At 40.8% G+C, this 18,164-nt stretch carries 11 protein-coding genes; 5 read left to right on the plus strand and 6 right to left on the minus strand.

The window, feature by feature from the left end; all coding sequences use genetic code 11:
- The first annotated feature begins 74 nt into the window (after nucleotides 1-74).
- The 3 genes from H6G41_RS22300 to H6G41_RS22310 all read left to right on the plus strand — a co-directional run bounded on the left by H6G41_RS22300 (nucleotide 75) and on the right by H6G41_RS22310 (nucleotide 10,042).
- A complete protein-coding gene (locus H6G41_RS22300; protein WP_190748719.1) occupies nucleotides 75-3,896 on the plus strand; it encodes a HEAT repeat domain-containing protein in 3,822 nt (1,273 codons plus the stop codon).
- A gap of 655 nt (nucleotides 3,897-4,551) precedes the next feature.
- Nucleotides 4,552-6,708 (plus strand): hypothetical protein, encoded by a 2,157-nt coding sequence (locus tag H6G41_RS22305; RefSeq protein WP_190748721.1) that lies wholly within the window; start codon nucleotides 4,552-4,554, stop codon nucleotides 6,706-6,708.
- A gap of 268 nt (nucleotides 6,709-6,976) precedes the next feature.
- Nucleotides 6,977-10,042 (plus strand): ExeM/NucH family extracellular endonuclease, encoded by a 3,066-nt coding sequence (locus tag H6G41_RS22310; RefSeq protein WP_190748724.1) that lies wholly within the window; start codon nucleotides 6,977-6,979, stop codon nucleotides 10,040-10,042.
- A gap of 260 nt (nucleotides 10,043-10,302) precedes the next feature.
- Here H6G41_RS22310 and ppk1 read toward each other — a convergent pair whose 3' ends face one another.
- Complete coding sequence (gene ppk1 / locus H6G41_RS22315) at nucleotides 10,303-12,474, minus strand: polyphosphate kinase 1 (protein WP_190748726.1); 2,172 nt, start codon at nucleotides 12,472-12,474, stop codon at nucleotides 10,303-10,305.
- Between the two features lie 447 nt (nucleotides 12,475-12,921).
- On the opposite strand from ppk1, the gene H6G41_RS22320 reads away from it, so the two are divergent.
- Nucleotides 12,922-13,128, plus strand: a complete 207-nt coding sequence (locus H6G41_RS22320) for a hypothetical protein (protein WP_206756948.1) — start codon at nucleotides 12,922-12,924, stop codon at nucleotides 13,126-13,128.
- Nucleotides 13,129-13,640: 512 nt separating this feature from the next.
- On the plus strand, nucleotides 13,641-14,621 hold the full coding sequence (locus H6G41_RS22325) for a magnesium transporter CorA family protein (RefSeq protein WP_190748729.1): 981 nt from the start codon (nucleotides 13,641-13,643) through the stop codon (nucleotides 14,619-14,621).
- A 180-nt stretch (nucleotides 14,622-14,801) separates the two neighbouring features.
- On the opposite strand, the gene H6G41_RS22330 is transcribed toward H6G41_RS22325, so the two are convergent.
- From H6G41_RS22330 to nifV, 5 genes are all read right to left on the minus strand, one after another.
- The gene (locus H6G41_RS22330) at nucleotides 14,802-16,109 is read right to left on the minus strand and encodes a glycosyltransferase family 2 protein (protein WP_190748731.1); all 1,308 of its coding nucleotides are present in this window, start codon (nucleotides 16,107-16,109) and stop codon (nucleotides 14,802-14,804) included.
- Nucleotides 16,037-16,249, minus strand: a complete 213-nt coding sequence (locus H6G41_RS22335; protein ID WP_190748733.1) for a hypothetical protein — start codon at nucleotides 16,247-16,249, stop codon at nucleotides 16,037-16,039. Before H6G41_RS22335 ends, H6G41_RS22330 begins: the two co-directional genes overlap by 73 nt.
- 64 nt (nucleotides 16,250-16,313) lie before the next feature.
- Complete coding sequence (gene nifT, locus H6G41_RS22340; RefSeq protein ID WP_190748735.1) at nucleotides 16,314-16,517, minus strand: putative nitrogen fixation protein NifT; 204 nt, start codon at nucleotides 16,515-16,517, stop codon at nucleotides 16,314-16,316.
- Nucleotides 16,514-16,780 carry a nitrogen fixation protein NifZ gene (locus H6G41_RS22345; RefSeq protein ID WP_190748737.1) on the minus strand — a complete coding sequence of 89 codons (267 nt, stop codon included), beginning with the start codon at nucleotides 16,778-16,780 and terminating at the stop codon, nucleotides 16,514-16,516. The genes nifT and H6G41_RS22345 overlap by 4 nt, the downstream gene beginning before the upstream one ends.
- Nucleotides 16,781-16,969: 189 nt before the next feature.
- The gene (gene nifV / locus H6G41_RS22350) at nucleotides 16,970-18,085 is read right to left on the minus strand and encodes a homocitrate synthase (RefSeq protein WP_190748739.1); all 1,116 of its coding nucleotides are present in this window, start codon (nucleotides 18,083-18,085) and stop codon (nucleotides 16,970-16,972) included.
- Between the last annotated feature and the right edge of the window lie 79 nt (nucleotides 18,086-18,164).

Here is an 18,164-nt window from a genome sequence, read left to right on the forward strand (position 1 = left end):
TAGAATTTGAGCTTATACTAATTATTCATACAGCTTAAGCAACAATTTTAGCCCTTGCTCGGTCAACTTCCTGCATGAACGCTGATTTTCAACATTATCTAGAATCAGTCTGCCATACTTACCAACATTGGTGGGAAAAGTACACCATTACAGATGTAGAAGGGCGTAGACAAAACTCACCGTTTGAGGGCTTGATGGTAGCAACAGTGTCGCCAAAGCAAGACAACCGAGGTGACACCCAGGAGAAAACAGAACGCTTACCAGTGCAGGAAGGGTTACGTAAATATGCAGATAATCATGTATTACTTGTAGGCAAACCAGGTTCAGGCAAATCAACAGCCTTAGCGCGGCTATTGTTGGAAGAAGCAGAAAAAGCAAAATCCCTAGGCGATTTGGGGTGCATACCCGTGCTAGTGGAGTTGCGGCAATACACAACTTCCGTGCTGGATTTGATACAAAATTTTTTGCATCGGCATGGATTATATATAGATGTAGAAATAAAAACCTTGTTGCGTAACCGGCAATTTTTGCTGCTTGTGGATGGGGTAAACGAGTTACCCAATGAAGAAGCAAGGCGAGAGTTAAAAACTTTTCGGGAAAATCACCCCAAAACGCCAATGATTTTCACTACGCGAGATTTGGGGGTAGGTGGCGATTTGGGAATTGAGCAAAAGCTGGAAATGCAACCCCTAACGGCAGAACAGATGCAGCAGTTTATCCGCGCCTATTTGCCGGAAACAGGTGAGGAAATGCTACAGCGCTTAGGTGAAAGATTGCGTTCCTTTGGGGAAACGCCTTTGCTGCTGTGGATGCTGTGTGAGTTATTTAAACTAACAAACGATATACCGCCGAATTTAGGTTTGGTGTTTCGACAGTTTACGCAATTTTATGGCGACAAAATTAAAGATGATGTTCCAGTAGATGAAGAGTTGCGCGGCTGGTGGAAGCAGTCATTGGAAGCATTGGCTTTCACCATGATGCAAGGAGAATCGCCAACAGAATTGCGAGTCATCATTGATAGGCTTGAGGCGGAAGAAATTTTGACGAAGTTTCTGGAAGGGAAAGTTAATAATCCGCCTACTCAAGCCCAAAAATTGCTGAAAGATTTACTCAAGCATCATTTAATTCAAATTAGTAGCAATGAAAAAATAGAGTTTCGCCACCAGCTGCTTCAGGAATACTACGCTGCGGAATGCCTACTTCAGAAGCTTCCCCATATTAGTAATGAAAAGTTGCAACGGGATTATCTCAATTATTTAAAGTGGACAGAACCTTTAGCGTTGATGTTGGCTTTAGTGGAGAAAGAAGCGTCAGCAGTAGGTGTGGTGAAGTTAGCGCTAGAGGTGGATTTGGAGTTAGGGGCAAGGTTAGCAGGAGAGGTAAAGCCAGAGTTTCAGAAAAAAACTGTTGATTTAATTCTAGAGTTAGAAGTTTCTGAATCGCTCAAGATAGAGTTTTTAGAGAGTACACGCTCTAGGCATGGAATTGCATTTTTAACTAATCGACTACAACATAAAGATTCTGTGGTGCGTAGCACTGCCACATATGCATTAAGAAAAATCAAAGATAGCCAAGCAGTAGCACCATTGATTCATGCTTTAAATCATCAAGATTCTGATGTGCGTAGATATGCTGCATATGCATTAGGAGAAATCAAAGATAGCCAGGCGGTAGCTGCATTGATTCATGCTTTGCACGATCCAGATTCTGATGTGCGTAGTTCTGCCGCATATGCATTAGGAAAAATCAAAGATAGCCAGGCGGTAGCTGCATTGATTCATGCTTTGCACGATCCAGATTCTGATGTGCGTAGAACTGCCGCACAAGCATTAGGAGAAATCAAAGATAGCCAGGCGGTAGCTGCATTGATTCATGCTTTGAATCATCTTGATGATTGGGTGCGTATAACTGCCGAACAAGCATTAAGAAAAATCAAAGATAGCCAGGCGGTAGCTGCATTGATTGCTGCTTTGAATCATCAAGATTCTGATGTGCGTAGAACTGCCGCACAAGCATTAGGAGAAATCAAAGATAGCCAGGCGTTAACTGCATTGATTCATGCTTTGAATGATCAAGATGATTCGGTGCGTAGAAATGCCGCATATGCATTAGGAGAAATTAAAGATAGCCAGGCGGTAGCTGCATTGATTCATGCTTTGAATGATCAAGATGATTCGGTGCGTAGAAATGCCGCATCAGCATTAGGAAAAATCAAAGATAGCCAGGCGGTAGCTGCATTGATTCATGCTTTGAATGATCAAGATGCTAATGTGCGTAGCAGTGCCGCATCAGCATTAGGAAAAATCAAAGATAGCCAGGCGGTAGCTGCATTGATTCATGTTTTGAATGATCAAGATGATTCGGTGCGTAGAAATGCCGCATCAGCATTAGGAGAAATCAAAGATAGCCAGGCGTTAGCTGCATTGATTCATGCTTTGAATGATCAAGATGATTCGGTGCGTAGAAATGCCGCATCAGCATTAGGAGAAATCAAAGATAGCCAGGCGTTAGCTGCATTGATTCATGCTTTGAATGATCAAGATGATTCGGTGCGTAGAAATGCCGCATCAGCATTAGGAGAAATCAAAGATAGCCAGGCGTTAGCTGCATTGATTCATGCTTTGAATGATCAAGATGCTAATGTGCGTAGCAGTGCCGCAAGAGCATTAGGAGAAATCGGTAGCTCTGAAATGCTTTCTGAAATGTGGAAGTTACGATTAACTGGGGTAGACAATGCAAAGAATATTATTTCCAATATTCAAGAGCGTTACAAATTTTATAACCATGAAATTTTTCATTCTGCATCAATTGAAAATGCTACTCAAACAGAATCAAAAACAATGCAATACCAAGATTTTCAAATATTAGTTGATAAAAATCACCAAATTCGCGCCTCTTCAGAACAAGGTGATGTTTCATCTGAATTACGCTTAGACATGAACGAAATTGAACTAGCCTTAGAACTGATAGAGTTGAACAAAACAAACGATAAATTACTCAAAAGATTAGGAAACCAACTTTACCAAGCGCTTTTTCCCAACCAAATTAACGCTCGCTTCCATGCCACAATAGCAGGGGCAGAAGCAAATAAAGAAAGCGTTCGTTTGCGCTTAATATTTCAATCTCCGCAATTAGCCGCACTCCCCTGGGAATTCCTTTATGACGCAGAAAGCAATACCTTTTTAGGAAACAACATCCAAACAGTGCTTTCTCGCTATATTGATGTTCCCCTGCAAAAACGCGATATCAAAACCGCTAAATTACCCCTAAAAGTGCTACTCGTCATTTCATCTCCTACTGACTTAGCTACATTAGACGCAACTGGCGAAGCAACACTCATTAACTCAGCTTTGGAAAAACACATAAAAGCAGGTCAAATAGAATTAGATATTATCAAAGAAGCTACCACCCGCAACATTAATCAAAAGCTGCGCGAAAAACCCTATAATATATTCCACTTCATCGGGCATAGTGTTTTTAAAGACAACAAAGGCTACATTGCCCTAGAAGATGACAATAAGCAAGCTAAATTGATGGATGAAGAAAGTTTCGCCAACTTCTTCTTAGGCTACCGCAGCTTGGGGTTAGCTGTACTCAATTGCTGTCAAGGCGCAGAAGTGTCAGAGCAGCAAATCTTTACCGGAATCGCACCCAATCTCGTACAACGGGGAATACCTGCGGTAGTGGCGATGCAATATTCTATCCGTGACACCACCGCCAAGATTTTTGCTGATGAATTTTACCGCACCCTTGCTCTCGGCTATCCTGTAGACACTGCTATTCAAACAACCCGCAACGCTATCTCTCAAGAAGTCGGATTAAATCAACGCGACTTTGCGACACCAGTACTTTATATGCGTGCAAAAGATGGCATCATCTTGGATGTTTCCGCATAATATTATGTTCGGTTGCGCAGTTATAGCAGAAGGCAGATGGCAGAAGGTAAAACTCTTGCTATTGTTAATATTCACGCTTTGAAGATATTCTAACTTATGTGACTACAGCTATATCAAACGTCAACTTAATGTGAAACCCGCTTACCGCAAGGAACTGAAGTTCCTTGCTAATAGTCAAAGTCATCTCAAGATGACTAAATATCCTCAAAATCTTGAGTCTACTTCAGTAGGGGCGAGTTCACAGATCATTGGTGTCAACTTAAGCTAAAAGCTATATACGGCGCGTGTTGTAGAAAAACCCTCGCGCCCTCATCCCCTAACCCCTTCTCCCTCAGGGAGAAGGGGAATTGAATCTCTTGCTCCCCTCTCCCTAAGGGAGAGGGGCTGGGGGTGAGGGCGAAACCTTGCAACCAAGCGGGTTTCACGTTAAGTTGACACAGGTGGGCAATGCCCGTGCCATTCAGAATATATGGATGTGTCGCCAACATTAACCAACATTATCTGAATTGATAAAAAGCGCGATCGCACATTACAGATAATCCATAGCCAATAGTATCTATCACTACAAACAATACTGCCAACACAAGCAGCTTTAAGGAAAGGTGTGGGCGCTAGTTGTAGTAATTCTCTAGCAACGAGACAAATACCTCACACTATGATATCTACCGTTCAAATCTCCCCGGAAGTTTACCAAAATGTTCTGCACGACAAAATTATTGAAGCTAGCAACGAAGTGCAGCGATTAATTGAAACCCAGCAGTATGCGCCATTGCTGGAAACATACAATCGCATTCTCCACAATATTGTACTTCTCACCAATCCCGAACAACGCAATTATTTACTTTTCTCTCTCATTCAAAATGAGCAGTCTGTATTTCAACCCTTAACTCAACTCCCGCGCCCAGAACAAGATAAGTGGATTGAGTGGCTGGGGAAGGTGCAGCAGTTTGTTCTGAATTTAGGTAAAGACTCAAGTTTAGCAATCGCTCAAAATTTAGCACAAGTAGCTGAAGCATACCAAACTCTGGGACGTACCAATCTCGCCGCGATCGCAATGCAACAAGCCAGCCAAGCAGCGCAGCAGATTCCAGAAGCAGCAAATCGCGCTAATGAATTTATGCAAATCGCCCGCATTTGGTTGCAATTCCAAAATAAATCCCAAACCAAACATGCACTGATTCAAGCTTTGTCAGCGGTTGGGAAACTTCCTACTGATTATCCTGATGCGCAGTGGAATTATCTATTCTCGATAGCATTGCTATACGTGGAACTTGGTGAACCACAACGGGCTTTGAAATTAAGCGAACAGATTAGCAATGACTATTATCTAAATGCAGTGCGTCAAGAAGTCGTGCGCGATGCAGTAAAACGAGGAGATTTGCATTTAGCTCAATCTGTTACCCATAAAATTCAAGGAGCAGAATACCAAGCTTATGCTTTAGTAGAAATGGCTGTTTATTGGGCGATTCATCATCAAGTGCGCCGGGGAAATCGCTTGTTTGCCGAAGCTTTGAAACGGGTAGCAAAAAATGAGCTTGCAGAAGCTATACAATCAACTTTAATTCAAACTTACCAAAAATCAGGTCAACTCACTATTGCTTTAAATGCCGCCCAACGTCTTACCCAAGATGAACCAAAAGCTTTAGCATTAGGTATGATTTTAGTTGCTTATGCCAAAGCCAACCAATCTCAGCAAGTACAACAAATTCTCGAACAGCTTATAGGTTTAATTCAATCGGAAACTGCGGTTAATTCTGTGGGTTACGTCAATAATATATTGCAAGCTGCTGTAGATGCACAAGCATATAATTTGGCGATGACAATTTTAAATGTGGTGCAAAATAACACAGATTTTATCTCCAAACCCGCTTGGTATTATCAAATTGTCCAAGCACCATTACGCCAGCAACATCTTGACGCAGCCTTAGAATTAGCGCAACAGATTCCCGGTGAATTCTTTCCTGAAGAACGCAATTCTCTACTGCAAGAAATTGCCATTGCTTATAGTAGCGCCAATCAATGGCATCGCGCTCATGAAGTATTAACACAAATTGACAATTCTATTTTTATTTCTAATCCATATCATGTATTAACAAGGGCGGAACTTGCAGCAATTGCACCGACGCCAGAAGAATTTACTAGTTTAATTACAGCTGCAATTACTTTTACTCAAGCTATAGAACCCTTAGCACAGAAAGCTCTAGCATTAGCTGCGATCGCTCAAGCATATCTGCGTTTCGGGGATGAACAACAAACACAATTTTACCTTCAGCAAGTTCTTCAAGCAGTACAGCATGTAGATGATGATACTCGCGGAAATCTGCTATATTCAATCACCGAATATTTAATTAAACAGCGACAATATACAGCTGCTCTCACCATAGCCCAAGCCAATCCAGTGGCGCACTTGCAGCAATCGAGCTATGATACCATTTTTCAACAAGCGGTTGCATCCTATGGTTTTTATGTCGCCTTGCAAATGGTAGAGTTAGAATCATTACCAGATAGACAAGCACCGAAACTCATAGCGATCGCTAAAACCTATGCACAACTGCAACGCCACGAAGATGCAATAGAATTACTCAATCGCGCCTTTGAAGTAGCGCAAAAAATTGCCGATCCCGAAAGCCGGATACTTTACATCAATGAGTATATCCAAGTACCCGATGAAAGCGATCGCGCTCACCAATATACTCACTTAGTCAAGCTATATTTTGCTTTAGGACAACAAGATAAAGCCCAACAAGTAGTGGAAAAAACTCAAGGAACATCTCTGCGCGATTATCTCCAAGCTTGGATTCATCAAAGGTAAATATTGCACCACAATCTGAAAATTTAGAGCGATCGCTATTTAATTAAGGCGATCGCTCATTTTTTTATCCAAATTTATTAACTTCTTAAGCCTTAATTAAACAGGCTTTGATAATTAATTTAATGAACCGAAATATTAATTGGGAAAAGAGATTTTCATGTTCTGTTTGTGTGAGCGATCGCAGGCGTGTCTATCTTGAATTCCCCAATGATGCCCATATTAATGGGCATTGAGTTGAGCTAAATTTGCAGATTTTACGGAGATTTCAATGGCATTATTTTTCTCAGAATATATTGAAGGTAGCAGCAACAATAAAGCCCTAGAAATTTTTAACGGCACAGGTGCGGTAATCGATTTAGCTGCTGGAAATTATGTGGTTCAGTTCTACTTTAATGGCAACCTTAACGCAGGATTAACCATTAATTTAACAGGTACAATTGCCCCTGGTGATGTATTTGTGTTAGCTCAAAGCAGTGCTAATGCAACAATTTTGGCACAAGCAGACCAAACCAACGGTGCTGGCTGGTTTAATGGCGATGATGCGATCGTGTTGCGTCAAGGCGGCGCAAATGGGGCGATTATTGATTCAATTGGTCAAATTGGTTTTGATCCGGGTGCGGAGTGGGGAACTAATTTGACTAGTACCGCAGACAACACCCTAAGGCGGAAAACTAATATTACTACTGGCGATACCAATCCTAGCGATGCTTTCGATCCAAGTTTGGAATGGGAAGGCTTTGCTACTGATACTGTTGACGGCTTGGGAAGCTACGCCGCTAATCCCGGAACTAGCCCAGGAGTAATGATTACTCAATCTAGTAATAGCACTGAGGTAAATGAACAGGGTGAAACAACTGATACTTATACGATTGCGCTTAAGACTACTCCCAGCGGTGCTGTAAATATTGCGATCGCTGCCGATGGGGAAACGCAAATCAGTACAGATGGCACAAATTTCTCTAACTCTGTTAGCCTCAGTTTGACAGATACTAATCCCCAAACAATTACCGTCAAAGCAGTTAATGATTTAGAGGTAGAAGCATCTCCCCACACAGGAGTAATTACCCATACAATTGTCAGCAGTCTAGATGCCGCCTACTCTGACACGCTCACGCCGATTCCCAACCTCAATGTGAATATAACTGATAATGATATTGCCCTGAGAAAGATTTACGAAATTCAAGGTAGTGGTGCAGCCAGTTCGCTAGTCGGTCAAACTGTGACAATCGAAGCCGTTGTGGTAGGCGACTTTCAAGGTAGCAGTGGGCTGAATGGCTTTTATGTCCAGGAAGCTGTTGGTGATGGCGATGCTGCAACATCTGACGGTATCTTTGTTTTTGCGCCTAACAGCATAGATGTGAGTGTGGGTCAAACCGTGCGGTTGACGGGAACGGTAGGAGAAAATTTTAATCAAACTCAAATTGCTAACATTAGCGGACTGACTGTAGTTGGTTCAGATGCGATCGCACCTGTAATAATTGATTTACCTGTAACTGCAACGACTGACTTAGAACGCTATGAGGGAATGTTAGTTACCTTCCCCCAAACCTTAACAGTAACCGAAAACTTTAACCTAGGGCGGTTTGGTGAGGTGTTGCTATCTGCCGCAGGAAGATTATTTAACCCCACAAATTTCCTCGATCCTACCGATATTCCAACTTCGGAAACCGAAAACGACGAAAACAACATTGCCGCAGTTACACAACAGCAAAATGCCAACAATCTGCGGGAAATTCTCCTCGATGATGGTAGCAGCACCCAAAATCCCCCAACAGTTCCCTTTTTAAATCAAGACGGCACGTTGCGCGTAGGCAGTACAGTGACATCTCTTACAGGTGTGCTGGGTTTCGGGTTTAGTAGCTATCGGCTGCAACCTACTGTCACACCTAATTTTGTCGATGCTAATCCCCGGACAGCTGCACCCGCAGCCGTGGGCGGTAACGTCAAGGTTGCCAGCTTTAACGTGCTGAACTACTTCAATGGCGATGGCATGGGCGGCGGCTTTCCCACTTCACGGGGAGCCACAAACTTGGTAGAGTTTGAGCGCCAAAGTGCAAAAATTGTCAGCGCGATCGCGGCGCTTGATGCTGATGTGGTAGGTTTAATTGAAGTCGAGAATGATGGCGATAATTCAGAATCTGCGATCGCGGAATTGGTCACTCGGCTGAATACATTTTTAGGTGCAAATGTCTATGATTACATTCGCGATCCCGCCACAGGGGTAGGAACTGACGAAATTAAAGTTGCCTTTATTTACAAGCCAGGAACAGTAACCCCAGTTGGTAATTCCCTCAGCGATTCCGACCCAATTTACAATCGCCAACCAGTAGCCCAAACCTTTGTACTCAACTCCAACGGCGAAACCTTTACCCCTGTAATTAATCATTTCAAATCCAAGGGTGGAACAGGTACAGGGTTAGATGCAGACCAAGGTGACGGGCAAGGTGCTTTTAATTTAACACGGGTGCAACAGGCGCAAGCTTTGCTGGGTTTTGTTAACGAGTTGAAAATCTCCACAGGAGACAGCGATGTTTTAGTGCTTGGGGATCTCAATGCTTATGGTGAAGAAGATCCCATTGATGTGTTACGCAATGGTGGGTTGGTCGATGAACTGGGTAGATATATTCAAAACCCCTACTCTTATATCTTTGATGGGCAATCTGGACGACTGGATCATGCTTTGAGTACTGCCAGCCTCAGTAATCAGATAACCGGAGCAACCGAGTGGCATATCAATGCTGATGAACCGAGAATTCTCGATTATAACCAGGAATTTAACCCTCCTGGACTCTATCAGCCAACACCTTATCGTTCCTCAGATCACGATCCCGTTCTCATCGGCGCGCAATTAAAAAGTGTCCGTAGCGTGTTTAATGGTAACAACGGTCAAGATGCGCTGACTGGCACTTCTGGAAGAGATGAACTCAACGGTCGCAATGGCAACGATACCCTCAGTGGTGGTAATGGCAGTGACACCCTCAACGGTGGTAACGGCAGTGATATGTTGTTTGGCCAGGTAAGTAACGACATCCTTAACGGCGGTAATGGGGATGATTGGCTAGATGGCGGTCAAGGAAATGATACCCTGGTTGGGGGTAAAGGAAGCGATCGCTTTATTTTAGCAACAGGCGCAGGCGCAGATATAATTCGGGACTTCAAAAACGGTACAGATTTGATTGCTTTGTCAAGTGACCTCACATTCGGTCAACTGACAATTCAAAGCAGTGCCAAAAATACCCTCATTCGCGTCACAGAAACAAATGAGCTACTGGCAACCTTAATTGGCGTGCCCACAAATGTAATTACAGCGAGGGATTTCGTCACCGAATTTTAGATTTTAGATTTTGAATCTCTAATCCAAAATCTCATCTAGGATTTAGTAGGGTGGGCAATGACACCACATCCGATTTTTTGGGGGCATTGTCTACCCTAAATATACTGACCAAAAAGTTCTATTTAAACCACATCTATTTTGAGAAACATAATTTTCAAAGTAGGGGCACGGCATCCACAATCTTTTGGTGTATACAGTAATCTTATCGGTGCCGTGCCCCTACGACGTATCGCATCGCAGCCTAACTAAACTGTATTGGTTTATAATGCGGTGAAAAATTTATTACTTGATAATTGTTGCGTCTTTTCCATGAGAATATTTTGAGAACTACGCTCTACTCCATCTTGCTCAGGACGACGTTGAATATAAGAACCATCTGATTGTAGCTCCCATGCTTGTCGATTATCTGCCCACATAATAGCTAAGATATTTTGCAAGGTTTGGATAATCTCAACATCTTCCACTGGTGTCACTGCTTCCACTCGGCGATCTAAATTACGCGGCATCCAATCAGCACTGCCGATATATACTTCATTTTCTTCATTATTAGCAAAGTAAAATATCCGTGAATGTTCTAAGAAACGACCGATAATACTAATAACGCGAATATTTTCACTCACTTCTGGAATTCCCGGACGCAAGCAACAAATACCCCGGATAATCAAGTCAATTTTCACCCCAGCTTGAGAAGCTGCGTATAGTGTCGCAATAATCTCGGCATCAACCAAAGAATTCATTTTGGCGATAATATGACCTTTATTGCCATTTTTACAATGTTCGATTTCTCTGTGGATTAAGGCAATAATGCGATCGCGCATATTAACGGGAGATACCAGCAATTTGCGGTAAGACTCTTGACAAGAATACCCTGTTAGATAATTAAATAAATCGGTTAAATCTGCGCCTAAATCTTCGCGACAACTTAATAGCCCAACATCAGTATATAAATTTGCTGTTTTAGCATTATAATTTCCCGTGCCAATATGCATATATCGCCGGATTTCTTCTCCTTCCTGGCGCACTACTAAGACAATTTTTGTGTGTGTTTTCAGTCCTACCAGCCCATAAATTACATGCACGCCAGATTTTTCTAACTGAGTCGCCCAAGTAATATTATTTTCCTCATCAAAGCGAGCTTTAAGTTCAACAATCACCGCAACTTGTTTACCACTTTCAGCAGCAGTAATCAGAGAATTGATAATATCAGAATCTCCAGAGGTGCGATAAAGGGTCATCTTAATTGCTAAGACATGAGGATCGCGAGCAGCTTGGGTAATAAACGTTTCGACAGAGCAACTAAAGGATTCATAGGGATGATGTACGAGCAAATCCTTGTGTTGAATCACTGCAAAAATGCTGCTTTCTTGTCCGTCTAAATTAGCAATTTTATTTTTTTGATGCAAATGGCGCAGCCGAGGTGGAATAATTGGTTTCCAATTTGGATCTTTTAAATGAGGTAAAGGCAATTTCATTAACGACATTAAATCTTTTAAATTTAGTAAGCCGTTAATTTCATAAATATCACTTTCAGACAATTCCATTTCTGCCGTTAGCATCTGTCTTACTGCTTGAGGCATTGATGGTTGAATTTCTAATCGGACTATAGAGCCATCAATGTGACGCTTACGTAATTCCTGTTGAATTGCTAATAATAAATCATCCGATTCTTCTTCTGCTAATTCTAAATCAGCATCACGAGTTATGCGAAATAGATGATATTCCTTAATAATCATCCCTGGAAATAAAAATTCTAAATTGTGAGCAATAATCTGCTCTATAGCCACACCTGTCCAGTATTGAGACTTGCCATTTTTTAGTTGTAATTCCTGCGGGAGGCAAATAAACCGAGGGAGAATATTCGGGACTTTAACTCTGGCAAACTTTTCTTCCCCTGTGTTTGGCGCTTTAACTACCACTGCTAAATTGAGACTGAGATTTGCCATCAAGGGAAAGGGATGGCTGGGATCTACAGCTAGGGGCGTAAGAACGGGAAAAATCTTTTTTTGAAATATTTCTTTGAGGTAACTACGCTGTTCTTGGCTAGTATCAATGTAATTTAAAAGCTGAATGCCATGAGCAGCCATTTCTGGACGTAGTACCTGCTCAAAGTTGTGATGTTGTTCAATCACCATTGGATGTAGGCGTTGATAAATTGCTTCTAATTGTTCTTTTACGGTTAGTCCATCAATAGTTGGCTGGCTTACCTGTGCTTGAATTTGTTCTTTGAGAAGTGCAACACGCACCATAAAAAATTCATCTAGATTAGAACTAAATATAGCCGTAAATTTCAGTCGTTCTAGCAATGGATTGCGAATATCTAAGGCTTCATGTAAAACTCGTCGGTTAAATTCTAACCAGCTTAATTCTCGATTTAAATAATACTGAGAATTATTTAAATTAATAGTTTGACTAGCTTTTTTTACCTTACTCATAATATTTTTACTAAATTAAAATGAGTTGAAGAGAGTATTTTCATTTACAATACCATGCATTAGTTCACTGCAATCAGTTAGAGTAAATATTTGAATTTTGAATATGTAAATCTACGTGGCTACAACAGGTTTTGTTTTAATTATAATTAAATTTAGGTTTAATAAAGGTTAAGTTATACATTCTGCTTGGGGTTTGAAGAATTTAAAAGATATATTGCCAGTCATCTAAACTAGGATGTAATTTCCGCAGAAGTGAAGGGGAAATCTTTATTCATCAAGATAGTTAAAGAAAACTACCTCAGGGTAGATGCGATCGCAATCCGCTTTTGGATTGGTAAAATATTATAAGCAGGGTTGACTGTTAACCGTTGACAGCCAAAATCGATATTTTTTACACCTGAAATAGGATTGCTCAGTAGCCGTCATGAACTGCGTACACCAGAAAACATGAAAAACTCCACCCCCAAGGGGATGGAGTTTTTGGGCATCGGGAATGGGGCATGGCAAAGAAATTACCAATGCCCTATGCCCCAAGCGTTGGTGCAAGATGTGAGCTACCCATTTGTTACATTCTTTTTGCAAATTGGTGTAAAACTAAAACGGTTGATAGCGCAATACGGTTCAGTTAGCGTCAAAAATCTTAAAATGGCGTAGGTTGGGTTGAGGAACGAAACCCAACATTTCCGGTCGCTTGTTGGGTTTCACTGCGTTCAACCCAACCTACAATTATCCTTAACTGAACCGTATTGGTTGATAGCGCAGAAAAAAATTAAAGCCGTTATCTTGTAAAGAAGTACCGCGATCGCTTGTATCGATCAATGGAATACCGTAATCTGCACGTCATACCAAACCCCTAATAGGTTGCCAATTTACACCTAATCCTAAATAAAAAATTAACAGCAGGTTAAATTTAAATTAAATCTAAGGTAAAAAATTTATCTCTTGAGGATTTTTTTTAAATAAAATACTGGAAATACAAATAAATAGATGCTTGCGAGAGCAATTTTTAGGTTAGTAATTATTCAAAAAATATTGATTATATTGATAAAACTATCCCCAGAAGTGAGAGAATTTAATTAATCATAATTACAAGGTATAGATGCAACAATTCTCAAGGTATGATTGCCAATAACCGTGTGATCTCACGGCTCAGTTTGGATTGCGATATGCTCATTCTCTTCACTTTTTCCCAGAATCATCTGGAAGTATTTACCAGTAAGGATGTTAATGCTATTCTGGAAATGATTAGCAACTCTCACAATATCTGGTTGCGTTGTATCCGTTTCCGCGATCGCACTGCTATTGCCAAAATTATCAACCACTTCGGACTCAATCCCTCTCGCGTTGATATGGTTTTTAACCATTTTCCCATAGGCATTGATGAAGAGATTGAAGATTGTTTATTTGATAGCTATGAAATTATGACTAATCAAATAAAAAATCGCGAGTTTGAGATAGTACGTGGCAGTATTTTAGTGGGCAATAATTTTATTATTACCTTTGAAACTACCGAAATTAGAATTTTAACTATTTTAAGCAACAATATTCAAAAGCGAATCATAGATATACAACAGTATGGAATTGACTATTTGTTGTATCTTATCTATAAAGATATTCTCAATAATTATTATACTGTATTTGACTATATTGCTAGAAAACTTGATGATTTAGAAGATGCAGTTTTAGATAATTCTGGTGATGAATCAACTTACAAAGAAATCGCCACCATGAGACAATCTACTCGCTGTGGACGGCGTAATTTTCAAAGCATCAAGTCACTGTTAGCGATGATGGATTACGAAGACTTCCAATGGTTAAGTTTGCCAGTCAAGGAACTTTTTAATCAAGAATTATCCCATCAAGTCGATAAGTTATTACAAGAATACCAAGCTTTGAGAATCTGGATGTCAGAATTACTCGAAATTGAACGGGATAATACTGCTAGTAAAACCAGCGAAAGAGTTAATCGCCTGACAATCCTTTCGACAGTATTTTTACCACTCACTTTCATTTCTGGATTCTATGGTATGAACTTTAAATATATGCCGGAATTGGATCAACCTTGGGCTTATCCTTTGGTAATTGTCATCATGGTTTTAATTGTCATTGGTAGTATTATGTATGCCAAACAACAACGTTGGCTTTAGTGCCAAAACAGCCAAAAATTGGCAAAAAGTTAAATATTATTGAAGAAAGGCAGAGGGCAGGAGGCAGCAGGCAGAAGGAAGTTCTAGAGCTTGTAATCTGAGGGAACAAGGGTTTAAACTTCCAACCAAATTAAAAATTTAGTTGTTATTATTCCAAAAGGCTCTGAATCTCCTTTTTAATCAAATATTTTGCTCTTTGTAAATATTTTTACCCCGATGTTTAGTTTTAATCCAACGCGATCGCTGTTTTTGCACGCACATTCTTAAAGTAACTACCATCATCATCGGCACCCAATGCACCATGTAGAGGGAACCTTGAATAGTTGCCCACAGCAAAGACAGTCCGCGTAAATTTTGATATTGGTAAAGTCCGACTATAAAAGCTGATGTTAAAATAATACCCAGTATTGTTTGCAGCGGCCAGAGAACGGAGCGATCGCTATAAAATAGCGTCCACAGTAAATCTGGGATTAAGGCAATTGGTAAGAGAAATTGTAAAAGGAAAAATAATAATAAGTCGATTTCTTTTTTCCAGCCCAGAGTTAAGATTTGGGGAAAATAATCTAAGAAACGCTGATAGCCACCTTCCGCCCAACGACAATGTTGATGCCAAAGTTGTTTCCAGGTTGTGACTCCTTCTTCTTGAATAGCTAAAGAAGTCACAAACTCAATTTCACTATTTACCAAATAAAGTTTAAAGCAAAAATCTAAATCATCGGTAACAGTGTCTTCATTCCAACCCTGACACTTTTCTATTAATTCTCGCCGTAATAACATACCATTTCCCCGCAACTCAGACATTCCGCCGACAGCAATGCGATGGGTTTGCAGGAAACTATCACAAATCATTTCCATTTGTTGGCAGCGAGTTAAAAAATTAGTGTGTACGTTAAATATTGATTTTCTCACTTGTACAGCACCAATACCTTTGTTTTGGAATAAAGGTACTGTTTGCCGGAGAATATTTATAGGTAATTGTGCATCAGCATCGCAAATTAACAGCATCTCGCCTTTAGTACCGGGAAAAACTGCATTCAGCGCCGCTGATTTCCCATTAGTTGATTGGCGGCTATAAACTTGTAAATCGGGAAATTTAGTTTGTAAATTACTTAAAATATCTGGCGTGTCATCGGTACTACCGTCATCAACGATCCAAATATCTAGGCGATCGCGAGGATAGTCTACATCAAATAAACTGTGAACTAAATCGGATAAGACTGCACTTTCGTTTTTAGCAGGAACTACAATTGAGACTAGCGGTACATAAGTATCATCTTCAATTACTAAATTGGCTGGTTTTGCCAACAGCATTCGGAACATTTGCACAGCCAGCACAACCGTTAATCCCACAATAAGCCACTGCAATTCTGGTACTAAATGCAACAAACTTACACAAATCCAGGTTAGTATAACTACTAAGCTAGCCTGGAGACGGCGATCGCGATGAACGCTGAGATCCTTACCGGACTGATAGGTAGTTTTTGCCAATTTACACCAATTCTCCCAATTAATGCCCAGATCCAGTTTAAGAAATATGACATATTCTTAAAATACACGAGTAGGGGTGCAAAGCTTTGCACCCCTACAGATGATTTTTTATTGGGTATTGGGTATTGGGTATGGGGCATTGGGCATTGATAGTTACTTATTTCTAGCCCCTAGCCCCTAACCCCTAGCCCCTAGTCCCTATTTTTAAGCCAATCTTTTAGCCTCGATAGTCTGAGGTAAGCGTAAGGGTTCGGCTAAATCTGGAATTGCTAATTCCCAACCGTTTGCTAAGGTGAAAATCTTCCCTTCCGCTGCTATTGTTTGACTGACTACTTCTTCTTCTAAATCTTTTTTGGCAACATAAACTACTAACTGTCCAGCAGCATTTTGACGCAGCATTACTTTCATTTAATTTCCTCTACAGCTTCTAATTCTTTTTTGCGACAACCAACAATCAAACCTTTTTCAATAAAATGCACTGCATAGATATAGGAGTTTTGCAAAAATGTGCCAATACTAATGATGTAGCCAATATCTCCTTTTTTTGCTAGCGTTGCCCCAATTTCTTGCCCTGGGTATGTGCCATCATTACGGATTAGTTTACGAGTTCTAACTTTGGTACCAATTTCAAACGCTGGTGGTAAATCTAGTTCTAATTCATCTAATTGCATATCAAGCTAGCTTATTTAGGTTGAACATTTAAGTATTTCTTCAGCAAACAAAGAATCGAAAATAATTAGGATCAGGAAATCAAATTCGCCTCTAAAAAACAAGGGGTTTCAAATTAGCCATCATCAATTGTTTACACCAGAACAAATTAAACACTTTCTTCCCAGTCAACAGTCAACCGTCAACTGTTATCACTTTTGAGATGAAACTAAACTCAAAAGTTCTTCCATATTGAGGCTGCGTTTGTTTTCTACTGAATGTTGTCGTACTGCATCTAAGACAGATTGGGTTTCCTCCGGATTTAAATCAATACCTTGTTGCTGTAGTAGATTTTTTACTAAATGTCTACCTGAATGTTTACCCACAACCAAGCGCCTTTCCCAGCCAACTTCTTCCGGTGCAAAGGGTTCGTAAGTGACGGGGTTTTGCAACACACCATGAGCATGTATTCCCGATTCATGGGCGAAGGTATTTTCACCAACAATCGCTTTCCAAGGCGGTACGTGACAACCGGATGCTGTTGCTACCATGCGAGATAGTTCTAACAAGCGGGTTGTATCAATCCCTAAATCAATTCCTTGGATGCGTTTGAGCACCATAACAACTTCTTCTAAAGCGGCGTTACCGGCTCTTTCCCCTAAGCCATTCACGGTTGTATTTACCGATAAAGCTCCCGCTTGCACCCCAGCTAAGGCGTTGGCTGTGGCTAATCCAAAGTCGTTGTGGGTGTGCATTTCTAGGGGAATCGATAAATATGTCACTAATTGCTTAACTTTGGTATAGGTAGTAAAGGGATCGAGAATGCCAATAGTGTCGCAAAAGCGAAATCTAGAAGCACCCCATTCTTGAGCATTCAAAGCTACTTCTAAGAGAAAACTGTCATTAGCTCTTGAAGAATCTTCACCGCCTACTGCTACCCAAAGACCGCGATCGCGTGCAAAGCTAATAGCATCTTTGAGTTTATCTAACATACAGCGCCACTGTCCGTGAAACTTCGCAGCAATTTGAATTTCCGAGACAGGTACAGATATATGCACACGCTGTAAACCACAGTTGATAGAAGCCTGAATATCGCCAATGTTTGCCCGATTCCAGCCTAAAAGTTGCGCTTTTAAACCTAAGTTAGCAATTGTGGCGATCGCTTTTGTTTCTATTTCTCCCATTGCAGGGATACCAACTTCTAATTCAGTAATACCAATAGCATCTAATAATTGCGCGATCGCAACTTTTTCTTGAATATTAAAAGCAACACCCGCAGCTTGTTCGCCATCCCGTAGTGTAGTGTCATTGATCACGATCGCATTCATATACACAACGCCTCTTGTCGCAATTTAGATTTTCGCTGAGTTCCTGAGTTTAATCATAGGTGTGTTGCTGGGTATTGGT

The organism is Tolypothrix sp. FACHB-123, assembly GCF_014697075.1.
Classification (GTDB): Bacteria; Cyanobacteriota; Cyanobacteriia; order Cyanobacteriales; family Nostocaceae; genus Aulosira.